The following is a 17,139-nucleotide window of genomic DNA, read 5'->3' on the forward strand; positions in this document are numbered from 1 at the left end:
GAGGACCCGCCTCCACGTGCCCTCGTGCCCTCGTGCCCTCGTGCCCTCCAGCCCCACCACCCGCCAGCCAGCGATTGCTCACGCTCATGACTCAGTGCTCCCCCTGGCAGTAATGCACGGCTTCGCCGTTGTGGTACGCACCGCGCAGCGCCGCGAGGCGCGAGTCGAGCACGTGGTAACGGGTGGGATCGATCAGCATCCGCGGCTTGCGTCCGGGGCCGCCGGGCCCGCCGGGACCGCCTCCTTTGGGTGCCTCGGCCAGCGCAGCCTGGATCAGTTCGCTTCGCGCCTGCGCGACGCGCTGCTGTTCGGCCTGGTCGGTGGCCTGGTCGAAGTACTCGCGGCCGTCGATCCACACTTTCTGCGCTCGCGCATAGGAGGACAGCGGGTGGTGGCTCCACAGCACCAGGTCGGCGTCCTTGCCTGCCTCGATGCTGCCGACGCGGCTGTCGATGCGCAGTTGGCGCGCCGGGTTCAGGGTTACCATCGCCAGCGCCTCGGTGTCGCTGAGCTTGCCGTAGCGGCCCGCCTTGCCGGCCTCGGTGTTGAGGCGGCGGCCGAGATCGTTGCTGTCGGAGTTCAGCGACGTCACCACGCCCTGGCGATGCATGATCGCCGCGTTGTACGGAATCGCGTCGACCGTTTCCATCTTGAAACCCCACCAGTCGGCGAAGGTGGAGGCACCGGCGCCGACCTCGGCCAGCGCGTCCGCCACCTTGTAACCTTCCAGCACATGCTGGAAGGCCGCGACCTGGAAGCCGAGCGCCGCGGACAGCCGCGCGAACATCAGGATCTCGTCCTGGCGGTAGGAATGGATGTGCACGAAGCGCTGCTTTGCCAGGATCTCGGCCAGCGCCTCCAGGCGCAGGTCGCGCCGCTGCGGCGCACCGGACTTGGACTCCCGCGCCTGCGCGTAGGCGCGCGCCTGCACGAAGGCGTCGTTCAGCAACTGCTCGACGCCCATGCGCGTCTGCGGGTAGCGCGGCACCGCCACCGGGCCCCAGTTGGACTGCTTGACGTTCTCGCCGAGCGCGAATTTGATCGTCGGCGTGGCGCCCTCGAACTTCAGCGCCTCGGCCCCGGCGCCCCAGCGATGCTTGATCAAGGCCGACTGGCCGCCGATCGGGTTGGCCGATCCGTGCAGCAAATGCGAGGTCGTCGTGCCGCCAGCCAGTTCGCGATAGATGTTGATGTCGGTGGGATCGATCACGTCGCCGATGCGCACCTCGGAGGTGATCGCGTGGCTGGGCTCGTTGACGTTGCCGCTGATCGCGATGTGCGAATGCGCGTCGATCAGGCCGGGCGTCAGGTGCTTGCCGCGCCCGTCCACCTCGACCGCGCCGGACGGTGCCCTGAGGTCGGTACCGACCGCGCGGATCCTGCCGCCCTCGATCAGCACATCGGCATCGGTCAGCGGCTCGGCCCCGCCGGTCATCCACACCGTCGCGTCGCGCACCACCACGGTCGTGGCCGGTGGCAGGCCGCTGCGACCGAACTCGCCCGCCGGGTAGCGCGCGGTCAGGGCAGGCGGCGCGGACGCGCTCGCGGCTTCGGCCGGCTTGTCGCCGTCCTTGGCCGGTTCGGCGGGCACGTCGCCCGCGCGCGTGGCGCTCCAGTTGCGCACCTGGCCGTTGTCGCCCAGCCAGCGACCGCTGAGCGCCGTGCCGACCAGCGCCGCTTCCAGGGTGGCCTTGGATTTTTCCTTGCCGCCGAGCATCTCGCCCGGCAGCGTCAGCAGCAGCCGGCCGTCGACCAGCTTGCCGCTGCCCTCGTGCTTGTCCGCCTTGACCTTGAGCGCGTCGGCCTTGCCCTCGATGGTCCACTCGGCCGGGCCGCCCGCGCCCATCCAGGCGAGGGTCCAGCGGCCGGCGATCTCGGGCGCGTCCAGGGCGACGATCTCATCGCGCGCGCCGTCGACCCAGACCTCATAGATACGCGCATCGTCGGCGCTGAGCAGGCCGCCGTCGGCGATCAGCAGGTTGGCCAGGTGGCCGCGTTCCAGCGTGCCCAGGCGCGTGTCGCCGAGCATCCCGGCCGGCGCGGTGGTCAGCGCCGCCAGTGCATCCGCCTCGCTGAGGCCGTTCTTCACCGCCTTGCGCAATGCCGGCCAGAAGGCGCTCTCCGGCTGCTCCAGGCCGCTCAGGGTGAACGCGAACTCGCGCCCACTGGCGGCCACGCGCGCCGGGTTCTGCGGCGCAAAGCGCCAGTGCTCGAGTTCCGCCAGGCTGAGTTCCAGCGCGGCTTCTGGATCCTCCACCGTCGGCGTCTTCGGGAAGTTCAGCGGCAGGATCAGGTCGACGCCCTGCGGGATCTGGTCGAGCACGCGGTACTCGGTGCCGGTGCCGAGCACCGCCGCGCGGGTCAGCTCAAACTCGCTGGCGATGCGCGCGGCGCGCACCACGTCCAGTTCGTCGTCCGCATCGAACACCAGCATCTGCTGGCCGGCCAGCACCGGCTCCAGCGCATCCAGCGCGGCATTCGCCTCGGCGCGCTCGCCGCCGTGCCGGTCCTGCCAGGCAGCCAGATCGCGGTGCCAGCGCGCGTCGTACAGCGCCTGGCGGATCAGTGCGATCGCACCCATCTTCGAGCCGGGATAGACCCCGCCGAAACTGAAGTCCGCCTCGAAGGCGGCGTGCTGCGCCACCCGCGGCGCCAGCAGGTTCTGCTGCGGCGTGGGACCGTCGCGCAGGCTGAGCAGCGCGCTCTGCCCGCGCAGTACGCCGGTGCCGGGCGCTGCAGTGCTGGCCGCAAAACCGATCCGGCGCAGGGTCTTCGCCTTCTCCGCATCCAGCGCCAGCGCAGTGCTGACATCGCGTTCGGGGCAGATGCGGTCGTTCCAGTGCTGCGCTGACGGCGCGCTCGGTGCGCTCTCCGGGCCGCCGCGCATGCCGGCGAACGGTCCGCGCCTTGGGCCGGCGTTGCCCGGCGCCGGCGGCGTGCGACAGCGCGCGCTGGCGTCATAGCCGTAGCTGCCGTGCACGTCGATGAAGGCGGGGAACACGGTCTTGCCCTGGGCATCGATGACCACCGCGCCGGGCGCCTCATGGCGGCCGCTGCGCACATCGGCGACCAGGCCGTCGCGGATCTCGATGCTGCCGTTGTCGATCACCTTGCCCGGTGCGACGACGATGCGCGCGCCGACGATGCTGGCGTGGCGCGGCGTGTGCTCGGCCAGGCCCTGCTGCGGCGTGGTCGAGATCTGCGCATGGGCGTTGCCGGCTAGCGCGGCGACGATCGCCCAGGCGAGCGCGTGGGTGGCTTTCATGTGGACTCCCCGGTCAGGCATGCGCCGCGCTGGCCAGGCTGGCGCGCGCGGTCGGCCGATGCTTATCGTTGACCCGCGAAGGCGGCGTCAACCCATCGAAAGTAACGCTTGCCACTCGGCCGGCGTGTTGGCGCCGCGCAACCGCGCGCGCACGCTGGCGTCGGCCTTGAGCGAGTGCACCCGCAGCCGGTCCTGCAAGCCTTTAGTGCGCGGTGCCCGGCGTCCCCGCTGACCGCGTGACGCATCCAGTGGCGCGTGTCGTCGCTGACGCTGAGCGCCATCGGCAGCGGCTCCTCGCCGTAGCGGCAGATCCCGCGCGCGATCTCCATGCCCGTCTCCAGGCCTACCAGCAGTGCCCGCAGCATGGATGCATCGAGCAGCGGCTGGTCGATCGCCACCACCAGCCAGCGCGCCTCGCCCGCGTGGGCGACCACACTCGCCAGACCACCCAAGGGCCCACGGTCCGGGAACTGGTCCGGCACGCAGGCGTAGCCCGGATAGTCGCCGCTGACCAGCACCCGCGAGCAGCCCGCATCGCGGAGCATCGCCGTAGCGTGCTCCAGCAGCGTCCGGCCGCGCCAGAGCAGCCGCGCCTTGTCCACACCCATGCGCTGCGAGCGACCGCCCGCCAGCACCACACCCAGGCAACTGCCGTTGGCGTCCATGGGGCATTGTGGGCGCGTTGGGGTGCGCGGCGCCAGCGGTCCGTGAAGCAGTCAGGTGTGAAACGTGAAACGTCAACTTTCCCCGCGGCGCGTTGACGTTTCACGTTTTACGTTTGACGCGCCAGGCGTCAGGGCAGAATCACCGCACCCACCACCCATGGCACCCCATGATCTCCCTGATCCAACGCGTCGCCCATGCCCATGTCGAAGTCGATGGACAAACCGTCGGCGCCATCGGGCGCGGGATTCTGGCACTGGTGGCGGTGGAGAAGGGCGATGGCGCAGCACAGGCGGACCGCCTGCTGGAGCGGATCCTCGGCTACCGCATCTTCGAGGACGCCGAGGGCAGGATGAACCGTTCGCTCGCCGACATCGACGGCGATCTGCTGCTGGTCTCGCAGTTCACGCTCGCCGCCGATACCCAGAAGGGCACCCGCGCCAGCTTCACCCCGGCCGCGTCGCCGGAGGAAGGGCGGCGCTGGTTCGACTACCTGGTCGACCAGGCCCGCGCCCGACGGGCGGTGGTTGCAACCGGTCAGTTCGGCGCCCACATGCAGGTACATCTGGTGAACGACGGGCCGGTCACGTTCTGGTTGCAGGTCAGGCCGGAGAAGCTGTGAGTGGTGAGTTGCTGTGGCGAGGAAGCTCTCTCGCGTCCTGCTTCCGCCTCCCGGTTGCGACACAGCCATCCATGCCCTCAATACATGGGCTGATTGCCTTCCGGCGGCGCAGGACACTCACCGCTTCTCCGCCCAAGCAAGCCCCGTTCCACCACGCGTGCTGAACGCTTGCAAGGCACGCGGAAACTTGCTAGGCGCTCCGGCGGTCTTCCGTTATACTGCCGGGTTCCTCTTCCAACCCTGTCCGGGCTCAGCGCATGGAAAATCCCGATCAGCTCACTCCGCCGCAGGACCAGCAGTCTGAACTCAAGCTGCTGATCGTCAAAGGCAAGGAGCAGGGCTTCCTGACCTACGCCGAGGTCAATGACATCCTGCCCGATGACATCGTCGATCCCGAACAGATCGAAGACATCATCAACATGATCAACGACATGGGTATCGAGGTGCACGAAGTTGCGCCGGATACCGAGAGCGTGATCGTGCCCGAGACGCCGGCCCCGGCGCCGGAAGAGGACACCACCGAGGAAGCGGTCGCCGCACTCTCCGCGCTGGATGGCGATGTCGGCCGCACCACCGATCCGGTGCGCATGTACATGCGCGAGATGGGCACCGTCGAGCTGCTGACCCGCGAAGGCGAGATCGCCATCGCCAAGCGCATCGAGGAAGGCCTGGTGCAGGTGCAGCAGGCGCTCGCCAGCTTCCCGTGGTCGGTGCAGATCCTGCTCGATGATTACGACGTGCACCTGGAGGGCGGCAAGCGCCTGGCCGAAATCGTCATCGGCTTCGCCGACATCGAGCAGGCCAACCTCGACGAGATCGCCGAGGAAGTGCTCGACGAGGACGCCGAGGTCGAGGAAGACGAAGTCGCCACCACTGGCGAGGTCGCCGAGGACGAGGAGGCGACCACGCCCGACACCGGCCCGGATCCGGAGGAAGTGGCGCGGCGCATGAACCTGCTGCGCGAGCTGTACGCCCGTTTCGCCCAGGCGCACGTCAAGTACGGCCCGCATCACCAGGCCACCCTCGCGGTGCGCGAGGAGATGAGTGCCGAGTTCCTCAAGCTCAAGCTGCCGCCGGCGATCATCGAAAGCTTCACCCGCAAGCTGCGCGAAGTGGTCGCCAGCATCCGCCAGCACGAGCGCGCCATCCGCGACCTCTGCGTGCACCGCGCGAAGATGCCGCAGGCGCAGTTCGTGCGCAGCTTCATCGGCAACGAGACCAACCTCGGCTGGATCGACGACCAGCTGCAGCAGAAGCAGAAGTGGACCAACGGCCTGAAGACCGTGCGCGACCAGGTGATCGCCGAGCAGGAGCGCCGCGTGGCGCTGGAAAGCTCGCTGAACCTGTCCTCGGGCGAGATCAAGGAAATCAACCGCGCGGTCGCCATCGGCGAGGCCAAGGCGCGCAAGGCGAAGAAGGAAATGGTCGAGGCCAACCTGCGCCTCGTGATCTCGATCGCCAAGAAGTACACCAACCGCGGCCTGCAGTTCCTCGACCTGATCCAGGAAGGCAACATCGGCCTGATGAAGGCGGTCGACAAGTTCGAGTACCGCCGCGGCTACAAGTTCTCGACCTACGCCACCTGGTGGATCCGCCAGGCGATCACGCGTTCGATCGCCGACCAGGCGCGCACCATCCGCATCCCGGTGCACATGATCGAGACCATCAACAAGCTCAACCGCATCAGCCGCCAGATGCTGCAGGAAATGGGTCGCGAGCCGACGCCGGAAGAGCTGGCGGTCAAGATGGACATGCCGGAGGACAAGATCCGCAAGGTCCTGAAGATCGCCAAGGAACCGATCTCGATGGAAACGCCGATCGGCGACGACGAGGATTCCCACCTCGGCGACTTCATCGAGGACATCAGCATCGTCTCGCCGGTGGAGGAAGCGACCAACCTCGGTCTGTCGGAGACGGTCAAGGACGTGCTGTCCGGCCTGACCCCGCGCGAGGCCAAGGTGCTGCGCATGCGCTTCGGCATCGACCTCAACACCGACCACACGCTGGAAGAGGTCGGCAAGCAGTTCGACGTCACCCGCGAGCGCATCCGCCAGATCGAAGCCAAGGCGCTGCGCAAGCTGCGTCACCCGAGCCGCTCCGAGAAGCTGCGCAGCTTCCTCGATCTGGACTAGGCAGCCCCAGGCTCCCCGGGCGGGGAGCCCGGGCAATCGTCGCGCTTCCACCCGCTTGCGCGGGTCGCGCCTGCGCGACACGCCGCTGGTGGGCAATCCGTTGGACTGGACCTGGCTGCCAGCCGGCGTGCATCCGTCGATGAAGCTCGCGGTGGCCGCACTGCTGAGCGCGGCGCCGATGCCGATGCGGTACACCGCGATGTTTCGACCGTGCAGCGGATGCACCAACGGAAAGCGCCGCCAGGGTGGCCGAGCAGGACTGCAGATCGACCGCTGATCCGCAAGCGGGCCGGGACGTTGCCGCCGAGCATGGACATGGTCCGATGCCAGCCGCGCGTTCGCGTGGCTGACTTTCCGTATCCCGCGCACCGACCAGCCGCTCGACGCGGCCAGCGTAGACTCTGCCGATGAGCAAACCCACGTACTCCCCCTGGCGCCTGTGCGTGGCGCCGATGATGGAGTGGACCGACCGCCACTGCCGCTATTTCCACCGGCTGCTGGCGCCGGATGCGCGGCTGTACACCGAGATGGTGGTAGCGCAGGCGGCGATCCATGGCGACCGCCCGCGGCTGCTGGGCTTCGATCCGGCGGAACATCCGGTGGCGCTGCAGCTTGGCGGCTCGGACCCGGCCCTGCTGGCGCAGGCGGCGCGGATCGGGGTGGACTGCGGCTACGACGAGATCAACTTGAATTGCGGCTGCCCCTCGGACCGAGTGCAGTCCGGGCGCTTCGGTGCCTGCCTGATGCTGGAGCCCGCGCTGGTGGGCGACTGCGTGGCGGCGATGCGCACGGTGGTGCCAGCGAGCGTGCCGGTGACGGTGAAGTGCCGGCTCGGGGTTGACGAGCACGAGAGCGAGGCCTTCTTTCGGCGCTTCGTCGACACCGTGGCGCAGGCCGGCTGCACGGTGTTCATCGTGCACGCGCGCAAGGCCTGGCTCAGCGGGCTGTCGCCGCGCGAGAACCGCGAGATCCCGCCACTCGACTACGCCCGCGTGCGGCGGCTCAAGGCCGATCGCCCGGAGCTGACGGTGGTGCTGAACGGCGGCCTGCGCGAACACCAGGAGATCGAGTCCGCGGTGGCCACGCTGGACGGCGTGATGCTCGGCCGCGCGGCCTACCACGAGCCTTATCTGCTGGCCTTCTGGCAGCGCTTGCTGTTCGGCGGCCCGGATCCGCTGCCCTCGCGTGCGCAGGTGCTGGAGCGCATGCGCGGCTACATCGGCGCGCACCTGGCGGCTGGCGGGGAGCTGCGCCACATCGCGCGGCACTTGCTGGGCCTGTACCAGGGGGCTCCGGGCGCGCGGGCGTTCCGGCGCACGCTGTCGGAGGCACGTCCGGGGGCGACGCTGGCGGTGCTCGATGCGGCGCTCGCGTGCGTGGAGCGGCGCGCGGCCTGAGGGCTTTCCTTCATGCGCGACAACGGGCAAGCTGGCCGGATGGCTGCCGACGAATCCGAATCGCAACCGCAGGTAACGCTGGCCGAGTTCCTGCGCGAGGCCTGCCGCGAGGAACTCGCGCGCGCGCTGTTGTTGCTGACCGACCCCGAAGGCGACCGCGACAAGGCGGTGCACGAGTCGCGCAAGTCGGTGCGCCGGGTGCGCGCCTGGTTGCGCCTGGGCGACCGCCACCGGCGCAAGGCGCTGCAACCGGTGGACGCGCAGTTGCGCGCGCTGCGGCGCACCATCGGCCCGCTGCGCGATGGCTATTCGCGCATCGAGGCGCTGGACCGGTTGCGCAAGCGCAAGGATGTGGCGCCGCTGCGCACGCCGCTGGCGGCCGCGCGGCAGAAGCTGGCCGACGCGCTGGAGCGACGCTGGGAGCTGCGGCCGCGCCATGGGCGCGCCTGGAAGGGCCTGCTGTCGGGACTGGCGAAACTGCTCGACGGCATAGGTGAATGGCCGCTGCAAGGACTGACCGAGGCCGAGGCACGCCGCGCGCTGCGGCGCGCGCACCGGCGCGCCTGCGCGGGACGGCGGGCATGTACCGGCACCAGCGGCGCGGTGCGCCGGCATGCCTGGCGTGGCCGCGTGCGCATCCTGCTGCTGCAGACCCAGTTGCTGCAGCAGCGCGCGCTGGTGCCGGAGAACCCGCCTCTGAAGCGCCTGGCGCAGAGCCTGGGCAATGAGAACGACCTGGCGCTGGTCTCGCGCGTGCTGGGTGGCCTGGGCTTGCCCGCGCGCGTCTGCATGGGCCTGCGCGCGATGGTGCAGCAGCAGCGGCGCGAACTGGCCAAGCGCAACGATGCGCGCGCGGCGCTGCTGCTGAAGGCGAAGCTGGCGCCGAGGCTGCGTTGAGCGAGCTGGCGTAGCCCGGATTGCCGCGCAGCGGTTCTCCGGGTGCTTGCGTCTTGTACCCGGAGTACGCGCGATGCGCGTACTCCGGGCTGCGCGGTGCACGCCGCAACGACAGGCGAGCGCCGGGCCCGCGCCCGTGACGACTCGCCTTCAGACGATCATCCTCGCGCTTTGCGTCTTTGCGTCTTTGCGGACAAGATTGGTTTCGCCCAGTCAGCCCGAAGCGGCCGCGTCGCGCGGCATACTTGCCCACCCCGTGCTGCGCCTGCGTCCACCATGCGTGCCCTGATTGCCTCCCTGGTCTTTGCCGTGTCCCCCGCCCACGCCGCCGCCGATCCGCATTCCTACGCCAACGCCGATGCAGTGCGGGTGCGCCACGCGCACATCGACCTCGACGTCTCCTTCGCGCGCCGCGAGCTGGCTGGTTTCGTCGAACTGACCCTGGAGCGGCGCAAACCCGAGGTGCGCGAGCTGGTGCTCGATACGCGCGACCTGGCGATCGAATCGGTGCTTGCGGTGGACGCCGCGCAGCACTGGGCCAGGGCGCGTTTCCACTTCGGAGCGCCCGACCCGCTGCTCGGCCGCGCGCTGCACATCGCGCTGCCGGACGGCGCGACGCGCGTGCGGGTGCAGTACCGCACCTCGCCCGAGGCCAGCGGACTGCAGTGGCTGGCGCCGGAACTCACCGCCGGCAAGCGCCATCCCTTCCTGTTCAGCCAGTCGCAGGCGATCCACGCACGCTCCTGGGTGCCGATCCAGGACACGCCGATGGTGCGCTTCGCCTACAGCGCGCGGATCACCACCCCCAAGGGCCTGCTGGCGCGGATGAGCGCCGACAACAATCCGCTGGACGCCGCCGACGGCGATTACCGCTTCGTCATGCAGCAGCCGATTTCCAGCTACCTGCTCGCGATCGCGGTCGGCGAGCTGAAATTCGCGCCGCTCGGCGAGCGCAGCGGCGTCTACGCCGAACCGTCGATGCTGGACGCGGCGGCCAGCGAGTTCGCCGACACTGAGCGCATGATCGAGATCACCGAGTCGCTCTACGGCCCCTACCGCTGGGGTCGCTACGATTTGCTGGTGCTGCCGCCGTCCTTCCCCTACGGCGGCATGGAGAACCCGCGCCTGACCTTCCTCACGCCGACCGTGATCGCCGGCGACCGCAGCCTGGTCTCGCTGATCGCGCACGAACTGGCGCATTCCTGGTCCGGCAACCTGGTCACCAACAGCACCTGGAATCACTTCTGGCTCAACGAGGGATTCACCACCTACGTCGAGAACCGCATCGTCGAGGCAGTGTTCGGCGCCGAACGCGCGGCGATGGAGCGCCAACTCGCCGAGCGCGACATGGACGAGGAGATGAAGGCGCTGCCGCCCGAATTGCAGCGGCTGCGGCTCAACCTGGCCGGCCTCGACCCGGACGAGGGCACCACCGAAATCGCCTACACCAAGGGCATGGGCTTCCTGCGCTTCCTCGAGGCGCGCTTTGGCCGCGAGGTGTTCGATCCCTTCGTGCGCAAATGGTTCGATGAGCACGCCTTCGGCAGCGTCGACACCGACACCTTCCTGGTGTTCCTCCGGCGCGAGCTGCTGGAGCGCCACCCGGGCAAGGTCAGCGGCGAGGAGATCGCCGAGTTCATCGAGCAGCCAGGCTATCCGGCCTTCGGTCCGCGCACGGCGTCAGAGAGCGCCTGGCTGCGGTCGATGCGCTGCGCGGCGAATGGCAGGCAGGCAAGCGCGCGCTGGCCGACATCGATGGTCAGGCCTGGAGCACCCAGGAACGGATCCGCTGGATCGAGGGCCTGCCGGCGGATCTGTCGCAAGCGCAGATGGCCGAACTGGACCAGCGCTTCAAGTTCAGCGGCAGCGGCAACAGCGAAGTCGCCTTCGCCTGGTACATGCAGGCCATCGCGCATGACTACCAGCCCGCGTTCGCGCCGATGCGCGGTTTCCTCGAACGCATCGGCCGGCGCAAGTTCGTGGTCCCGCTTTACACCGAGCTGATGCAGCGCCACGCGGCCTTCGCGCGCGAGGCCTATGCCGCCGCGCGCCCCGGCTACCACCCGATCACCCGCGTCAGCGTCGATGCCGTGGTGCAATGAACATGATCCCCCATCACCCCGAGATCCCGCATCACGACCGCCTGACCCTCGCCCTGGACGTAGCCAGCGTGGCCGAGGCGCGCGAGTGGATCGAGCGCCTGGGCAGCGCGGTCTCGCACTACAAGATCGGCCTGGAGCTGCTCGCCAGCGGCGGTTACTTCGAGTTGCTGGCAGAGCTCAAGGCTGCCGACAAGCGGGTGTTCGCCGACCTGAAGCTGCACGACATCCCGGCCACGGTCTCGGCCGCGGTCGCAGGCATGTCACGCCACCGCCCGGACCTGCTGACCGTGCACGCCTACCCGGCGGCCATCGCCGCCGCCGCATCGCGCGCCGGCCATGTGAAGCTGCTGGCCGTGACCGTCCTCACCAGCATCAGCGCTGACGAGCTGGAGGCCAGCGGCGTGGGCCTGTCGCTGGAACGCACCGTGCTGACGCGGGCGCAGGCTTCGGTGGCCGCGGGCGCCGCGGGGCTGGTGTGCTCAGGCCTCGAAGCCGCGCGCCTGCGCGCCGAATTGGGACCCGGACCGCTGATCGTCTGTCCCGGCATCCGCGCCAGCGCAGGTGGCGACGACCAGCAGCGCACGGTCGATGTGGCCACCGCCTTCGCCAATGGCGCCGACTACATCGTGGTCGGCCGGCCGATCCGCCAGGCGGCGGATCCGCGCGCCGCGGCGCTGGCCATCCAGCAGACCATCGTGAGCTGTTTCCGGCGCTGAGGTGAGTCAGTTACGCGACAATGTTCAACTGTTGACTTAGGAATGTCGGCTAACTTACTATTCCTACACGGAATTGCGGTGACGATTACCAGCCAGCGCAGGAAGCGCTCAAAACTAAAAGGCCGGAGAGGCCATTGTGCCAAGGCGGAGCGTACCCCCTCCGCCTTTTTCTTTGCCTGAAATCCGCACCCCGCGAACCCGCATGGCTCGGGCTTGATCAGTTCACAGGTGGGCCGCAAACCAGGCTGGCTGCGCGAATTCCGCCTTCTCCAGCCCCGCCAGCACGCGCCGCAGCGCGGCGAGATCGAGCCCGGGCGCAAGGCCGCGCAACAGTTCGAGGGTGTAGTCGCGCGGCACGCGGTTGGCGGGCAGCAGGGCGTAAGTGGTGCAGGCGGCGATGCGCTCGTCGAGCGGGATCGCGCGTACGCTGTCGGGCAGCTTGCGGGTGGCGAGGTCGGCGACGATGCCGACGCCGATGCCCTGCTCGACATAAGTGCGGATCAGCTCCGCATCGCTCGCGGTCACCGCGTACTCGGGCTTGAGACCGAGTTCGTCGAAGGCCGCTGCCAGCGATGAGCCCGGGCGCACGGTGGACGGGTAGACCAGCAGCGGGTGCGCAGCCAGATCCGCCAGCCTGAGCAGCTTGCGTTCGGCGAGCGCATGGCCCTTCGGCACCAGCGCGACCCGCTTCCAGCGGAACAAGGGCACCGCGAGGCCGGCCTCGGGCGGCAGTCCGGCGCTGGAGGACAGGGCGACATCCACGTCGCCGCCGCCCAGGGCCTCGACGATCCGCCCCGGATCGGTGGTTTCGATCGCCAGGTGCACCCGCGGATAGCGCTGGCGCAGCGCACCGAGCGCATCCGGCAGCACGAAGCGCGCCAACGTGTGGGTGCACACCAGCCGCAACTCGCCCTCGGTCTCCGCGCGGGTGTTCGCGGCGAAGGCGCGGATGCTCTTGGCCTGGTCCACGATCAGCCGCGCGCGCTGCGCCACCTCGCTACCGAGCTCGGTCAGCCCGGTGAGCCGCTTGCCATTGCGCAGGAAGACCGGGAAGCCCAGCTCATCCTCGAGCGCCTTCAACTGCTTCGACAGCCCCGGCTGCGTCGCATGCACCCGCTCCGCCGCTACGGTCAGGTTGAGACCGCTGTCGACGATGGCGATCAGGTGGCGCAGCTGGATCAGGGTCATGGGAGCGGGTTCTGGGTTGTGGGTTGTGGGTTCTGGGAAAGGCCGCCCGCCGCCCGCGCAGATACAGACGTCTAGACGTCCGAAGTATGCGGGTAACCCGCAGAGCGGGCAAGCCGACCTGTGGGAGCTTTGGTCGCCCCTGGTGGCGAGCTTGCTCGCGCTTCGAACCATGGGAGTTGCAAGATTCTTGACTGTACCTGGGGACGCAAAGGACACAAAGGAGATCAACAGCCATGACTTGCGTTCAGGTCTCTGGCAACGGCTGTTCTTGCTTCCTTTGCGTCCCGAATCACAGGGTCGTCCTTCCGCACAGGCGGCAAGGCAAACAGGCTCCCGGCGTTCGAGCTCCTGCTGCCCACAACCCAGAACCCAGAACCCAGAACCGGCCAGGAGCCCAGCGTGGCAGACAGCCGCGAAACCCACGCCAACATGCCCCCCAGGCATAACCACACGCCGCGCGCTCATTTCAACGGACGTCCATACGGCCATACGCTGGACTCGTCGCATTCCCGCAAGAGCCATCGATGGACCTGTACCCGCTGTTTGCCGACCTCAAGGGCCGCGCCGTGCTGGTGATCGGCGGCGGCGCGGTGGCCGAGCGCAAGATCGCGATGCTGCTGCGCGCCGGGGCGCGCATCGAGGTGGTGGCGACGCGCCTGTCGGAGGGCCTGCAGGCACTCAAGCGGCAGGGACAGCTGGCGCATCGCGCGCTGGTGTTCACCCCGGCGCAACTGGACCACGCCTGGCTGGCAGTGGCGGCCACCGACGACCGCGCGCTCAATCAGCGCGTGGCGGCGGCAGCCGCGGCACGCCGGGTGTGGGTGAATGTGGTCGACGACGTGGCGCTGTCCTCATTCCAGGTGCCGGCGATCGTCGACCGCTCGCCGCTGGTGATCGCGGTGTCCTCGGGTGGCTCGGCGCCGATGCTGGCGCGACGGGTGCGCGAGCGCATCGAGCGCCTGCTGGCGCCGTCGCTGGGGACGCTCGCCGGGCTGCTCGACCGCTGGCGCGCGCGCATCCGCGCGGCGCGCCCGCAGGTGGATGCGCGGCGCGACTGGTACGACGCGCTGCTGGAGGGCCGGGTGCCTGCATTGGTAGGTGCCGGCCAGATCGAGGAAGCGGAGCGCGAGATTGGCAGCGCGTTGGCAGCAGAGGCGACGGCGCGCACCGGACGCGTGATCCTGGTCGGCGCCGGGCCCGGCGCCGCGGGCCTGCTGACGCTCGACGCGCTGCGCGCGCTGCAGCAGGCGGACCTGATCCTGTACGACGCCCTGGTCAGCGACGAGGTGCTGGAACTGGCGCGCCGCGACGCCGAGAAGATCAGCGTCGGCAAGCGCCGCGTCGGCCCGAGCACCGCACAGGCGGAGATCCATCGCCTGCTGATCGAGCACGCGCGCGCCGGCAAGGTGGTGGTGCGGCTGAAGGGCGGCGATCCCTTCGTGTTCGGCCGTGGCGGCGAGGAGTTGGAGGCGCTGCGCGAAGCCGGGATCGAGTACAGCGTGGTGCCCGGCGTGACCGCGGCGCTGGCCTGCGCGGCCTACGCCGGCATTCCGCTGACCCATCGCGAGCATGCGCAATCGCTGCGCCTGGTCACGGCGCACTGCGCAGACTCGATCGACACCCTCGACTGGCGCGCGCTGGCGGCCGAGCGGCAGACGCTGGCGGTGTACATGGGCAGCCATCGCCTGGACCTGCTGCGCGAGCGCCTGATCGCGCACGGACGCGCCGCGGATACGCCGGTGGCGATCATCGAGAACGGCTCGCGCCCGCAGCAGCGCGTGCTGGTCGGCACCCTCGACGAATTGCCCGCGCTGGCCAGCGCGCACGGCGTGCAATCGCCGGCACTGCTGGTGATCGGCGAAGTCGCGGCCCTCGCCACGCGACTGCACTGGTTCGGCGCCGCGCCGCTGACGGCCGGGCCGGTCGAACTGGCGCGGGCGGCGTGAGGCACGGCCCGGGGTCGCCGATTGCCCCGTGTGACAAAGAAGCGGGGAAGGGGGCGGGGGGCAGGGGATCCGCCCCACGTCAATCTCTGAAATTTCGGCGTATGTCGTCACCTGAGTAAAGGCCAAGGCGCTCGACATCGCGTCACCGCACGCCCGTGCGACGTACTCGGTCCCTTGACCCCCGCCCCTTGCCCCGCCCTTATCGCCACTGAATCTCGCGGCACGCACTCCGCTGACCACGATCAACCACCCCGCCACGCCCAGCGCATAGACTGCGCCGCATGGATACCCGTTTCGATGCTGACCTGATCCGCCGCTACGACCGCCCGGGGCCGCGCTATACCTCGTACCCGACGGCGCCGCAGTTCCACGCCGGCTTCGGCGCGGACGACTACGCCGGCGAGGCGCGCCGCAGCAATGCTTCTCGGCGGCCGCTGTCGCTGTACCTGCACGTGCCCTACTGCCGCTCGTCCTGCTACTACTGCGGCTGCAACCGGATCATCACGCGCAACCGCGAGCGTGGACGCGCCTATCTCGACCGGCTGCTGGTCGAGATCCGGCTGCAGGCGGAGCTGTTCGACGCCGCGCGCCCGGTCAACCAGCTGCACTTCGGCGGCGGCACGCCGACTTACTACACGCCGGACGAACTCGGCGAGATCTTCGCCGCGCTCCACGCGGGCTTCGGCATGCACCGCGGCGACGGCCGCGACTACGGCATCGAGATCGACCCGCGCACCGCCGACCCGGCCGCGCTGCGCGCACTGGTGGACCTCGGCATCAACCGCATCAGCCTGGGCGTGCAGGACTTCGACGAGAAAGTGCAGCAGGCGGTCAACCGCATCCAGTCAGTCGAGGAGACCGAGCGGCTGGTGGTCGAGGCGCGCGAGGTGGGCATCCGTTCGGTCAATTTCGACCTGATCTACGGCCTGCCGCACCAGAACGTCGACAGCTTCGCGCGCACTCTGGACACCGTCGTCGCGCTGCGGCCGGACCGCATCGCCGCCTATTCCTATGCCCACCTGCCGGAGCTGTTCAAGTCGCAGGCGGTGATGGACCCGGCCACGCTGCCGAGCGCCGACACCAAGATGGCGCTGCTGGAGCTGACCATCGCGCGGCTGACCGCGGCCGGCTATGTGCACATCGGCATGGACCATTTCGCCTTGCCGGACGATGAACTCGCGCGGGCGCAGGTGGACGGCAGCCTGCAGCGCAATTTCCAGGGCTACACCACCCACGGCGGCTGCGACCTGGTCGGCTTCGGCATGAGCGCCATCGGCCAGGTGGGCGACTGCTATGTGCAGAACGAGAAGCACGAGATTCCGTGGATCGGCGCCATCGACGCTGGCCGCCTGCCGGTTCAGCGCGGACTGATGACCGATGCCGACGACCGCCTGCGGCGCGAGGTGATCGGCCAGATCATGTGCTTCGGAAAGATCGACTACGGCCAGTTCTGCGCGCGCCACGGGATCGATTTCCGCGACTACTTCGCCGCCTCGCTGGCGCGCCTGGCCCAGCCGGCGCAGGACGGCCTGGTCGAACTGCGCGGCGACGGCCTGAAGATCACTGCAGCGGGTGCGATGCTGCTGCGCATCGTCGCGATGGCCTTCGACGCCTACGTCAGCGGCGACAAGCAGGCGCAGGCGGCCAAGGCGCGCTTTTCCCGGGTGGTGTGATGCACGGCCGAGCGCCGTGGGAGCCGACTCCGTCGGCGATCTTTCAGGCACGGCGGCCTTTTGGCGCCAGGCGGGTGCCGGCGCGCATGGGAGATCGCGGACAGAGTCCGCTCCCTGAGCGGAGCGGGTCGCCAACCGCCCCTGACCGACAACCGGGCGCCCGCTGAAACCCGCGCTCCAGCGTGCTAACGTGCGCGCAAACCTTGCCGGAGCCCGCGAATGAAACTCGCTTCCACCTTACTGCTCGCCGCGCTGCTTTCCACCAGTGCCTGCACCTGGGTCAAGCTCGAGCAGGGCGCCGGCGCGGTGCGGGTTGCCGCAGCCGACGAATCGATGGCGCGCTGCACCTTCAAGGGCGATATCACCACCACCGTGACCAACCGCCTTGCGGGGGTAGAACGCAACTCGATCAAGGTCGCCGACGAGCTGGAAACCCTGGCGCGCAACGAGGCGGTGGGTCTCGGCGCCAACACGATCCAGGCCAAGGGCCCGCCGGTCGCCGGCGAGCAGAGTTTCAGCGCGCATTCCTGCCCGTGAG

Annotated in this window: 14 protein-coding genes; 11 read left to right on the forward strand and 3 right to left on the reverse strand. The window is 69.4% G+C overall.

The window, feature by feature from the left end:
* Positions 1 to 91: 91 nt before the first annotated feature.
* Both IPK27_11860 and IPK27_11865 read right to left on the reverse strand, forming a co-directional pair.
* Positions 92 to 3,265, reverse strand: coding sequence for an amidohydrolase family protein (locus tag IPK27_11860; protein ID MBK8068287.1), 3,174 nt, complete (start codon positions 3,263 to 3,265; stop codon positions 92 to 94).
* A 62-nt stretch (positions 3,266 to 3,327) separates the two neighbouring features.
* Positions 3,328 to 3,930, reverse strand: a complete 603-nt coding sequence (locus tag IPK27_11865; protein ID MBK8068288.1) for a molybdenum cofactor guanylyltransferase — start codon at positions 3,928 to 3,930, stop codon at positions 3,328 to 3,330.
* Between the two features lie 167 nt (positions 3,931 to 4,097).
* On the opposite strand from IPK27_11865, the gene IPK27_11870 reads away from it, so the two are divergent.
* The 8 genes from IPK27_11870 to pyrF all read left to right on the forward strand — a co-directional run bounded on the left by IPK27_11870 (position 4,098) and on the right by pyrF (position 11,794).
* A complete protein-coding gene (locus IPK27_11870; protein MBK8068289.1) occupies positions 4,098 to 4,550 on the forward strand; it encodes a D-tyrosyl-tRNA(Tyr) deacylase in 453 nt (150 codons plus the stop codon).
* Between the two features lie 257 nt (positions 4,551 to 4,807).
* Entirely contained in the window at positions 4,808 to 6,682 is a 1,875-nt protein-coding gene (rpoD, locus tag IPK27_11875; GenBank protein ID MBK8068290.1) for an RNA polymerase sigma factor RpoD, read from the forward strand.
* A 55-nt stretch (positions 6,683 to 6,737) separates the two neighbouring features.
* Complete coding sequence (locus IPK27_11880; protein ID MBK8068291.1) at positions 6,738 to 6,959, forward strand: hypothetical protein; 222 nt, start codon at positions 6,738 to 6,740, stop codon at positions 6,957 to 6,959.
* 130 nt (positions 6,960 to 7,089) lie between these two features.
* Positions 7,090 to 8,079, forward strand: a complete 990-nt coding sequence (gene dusA / locus IPK27_11885) for a tRNA dihydrouridine(20/20a) synthase DusA (protein ID MBK8068292.1) — start codon at positions 7,090 to 7,092, stop codon at positions 8,077 to 8,079.
* Positions 8,080 to 8,118: 39 nt separating this feature from the next.
* Positions 8,119 to 8,976, forward strand: a complete 858-nt coding sequence (locus IPK27_11890; GenBank protein ID MBK8068293.1) for a CHAD domain-containing protein — start codon at positions 8,119 to 8,121, stop codon at positions 8,974 to 8,976.
* Positions 8,977 to 9,252: 276 nt separating this feature from the next.
* A complete protein-coding gene (locus tag IPK27_11895) occupies positions 9,253 to 10,980 on the forward strand; it encodes an aminopeptidase (GenBank protein MBK8068294.1) in 1,728 nt (575 codons plus the stop codon).
* Positions 10,956 to 11,078: a leukotriene A4 hydrolase C-terminal domain-containing protein gene (locus IPK27_11900; GenBank protein MBK8068295.1), complete on the forward strand. Its 123-nt coding sequence runs from the start codon at positions 10,956 to 10,958 to the stop codon at positions 11,076 to 11,078. The genes IPK27_11895 and IPK27_11900 overlap by 25 nt, the downstream gene beginning before the upstream one ends.
* 2 nt (positions 11,079 to 11,080) lie before the next feature.
* Positions 11,081 to 11,794, forward strand: coding sequence for an orotidine-5'-phosphate decarboxylase (gene pyrF, locus IPK27_11905; GenBank protein MBK8068296.1), 714 nt, complete (start codon positions 11,081 to 11,083; stop codon positions 11,792 to 11,794).
* Between the two features lie 222 nt (positions 11,795 to 12,016).
* Here the strand turns inward: pyrF and IPK27_11910 are convergent, their stop codons facing one another.
* Positions 12,017 to 12,982, reverse strand: a complete 966-nt coding sequence (locus tag IPK27_11910; protein MBK8068297.1) for a LysR family transcriptional regulator — start codon at positions 12,980 to 12,982, stop codon at positions 12,017 to 12,019.
* 524 nt (positions 12,983 to 13,506) lie between these two features.
* Between IPK27_11910 and cobA the strand changes: the two genes are divergently transcribed.
* From cobA to IPK27_11925, 3 genes are all read left to right on the forward strand, one after another.
* Positions 13,507 to 14,928: a uroporphyrinogen-III C-methyltransferase gene (gene cobA / locus IPK27_11915; protein ID MBK8068298.1), complete on the forward strand. Its 1,422-nt coding sequence runs from the start codon at positions 13,507 to 13,509 to the stop codon at positions 14,926 to 14,928.
* Positions 14,929 to 15,209: 281 nt separating this feature from the next.
* Positions 15,210 to 16,601 carry an oxygen-independent coproporphyrinogen III oxidase gene (gene hemN, locus IPK27_11920; GenBank protein MBK8068299.1) on the forward strand — a complete coding sequence of 464 codons (1,392 nt, stop codon included), beginning with the start codon at positions 15,210 to 15,212 and terminating at the stop codon, positions 16,599 to 16,601.
* Between the two features lie 219 nt (positions 16,602 to 16,820).
* Positions 16,821 to 17,138 carry a DUF4156 domain-containing protein gene (locus IPK27_11925; GenBank protein MBK8068300.1) on the forward strand — a complete coding sequence of 106 codons (318 nt, stop codon included), beginning with the start codon at positions 16,821 to 16,823 and terminating at the stop codon, positions 17,136 to 17,138.
* The last annotated feature ends 1 nt before the right edge of the window (position 17,139 follow it).

The sequence above is a fragment of the Rhodanobacteraceae bacterium genome, from assembly GCA_016713135.1.
Lineage (GTDB): Bacteria > Pseudomonadota > Gammaproteobacteria > Xanthomonadales > SZUA-5 > JADKFD01.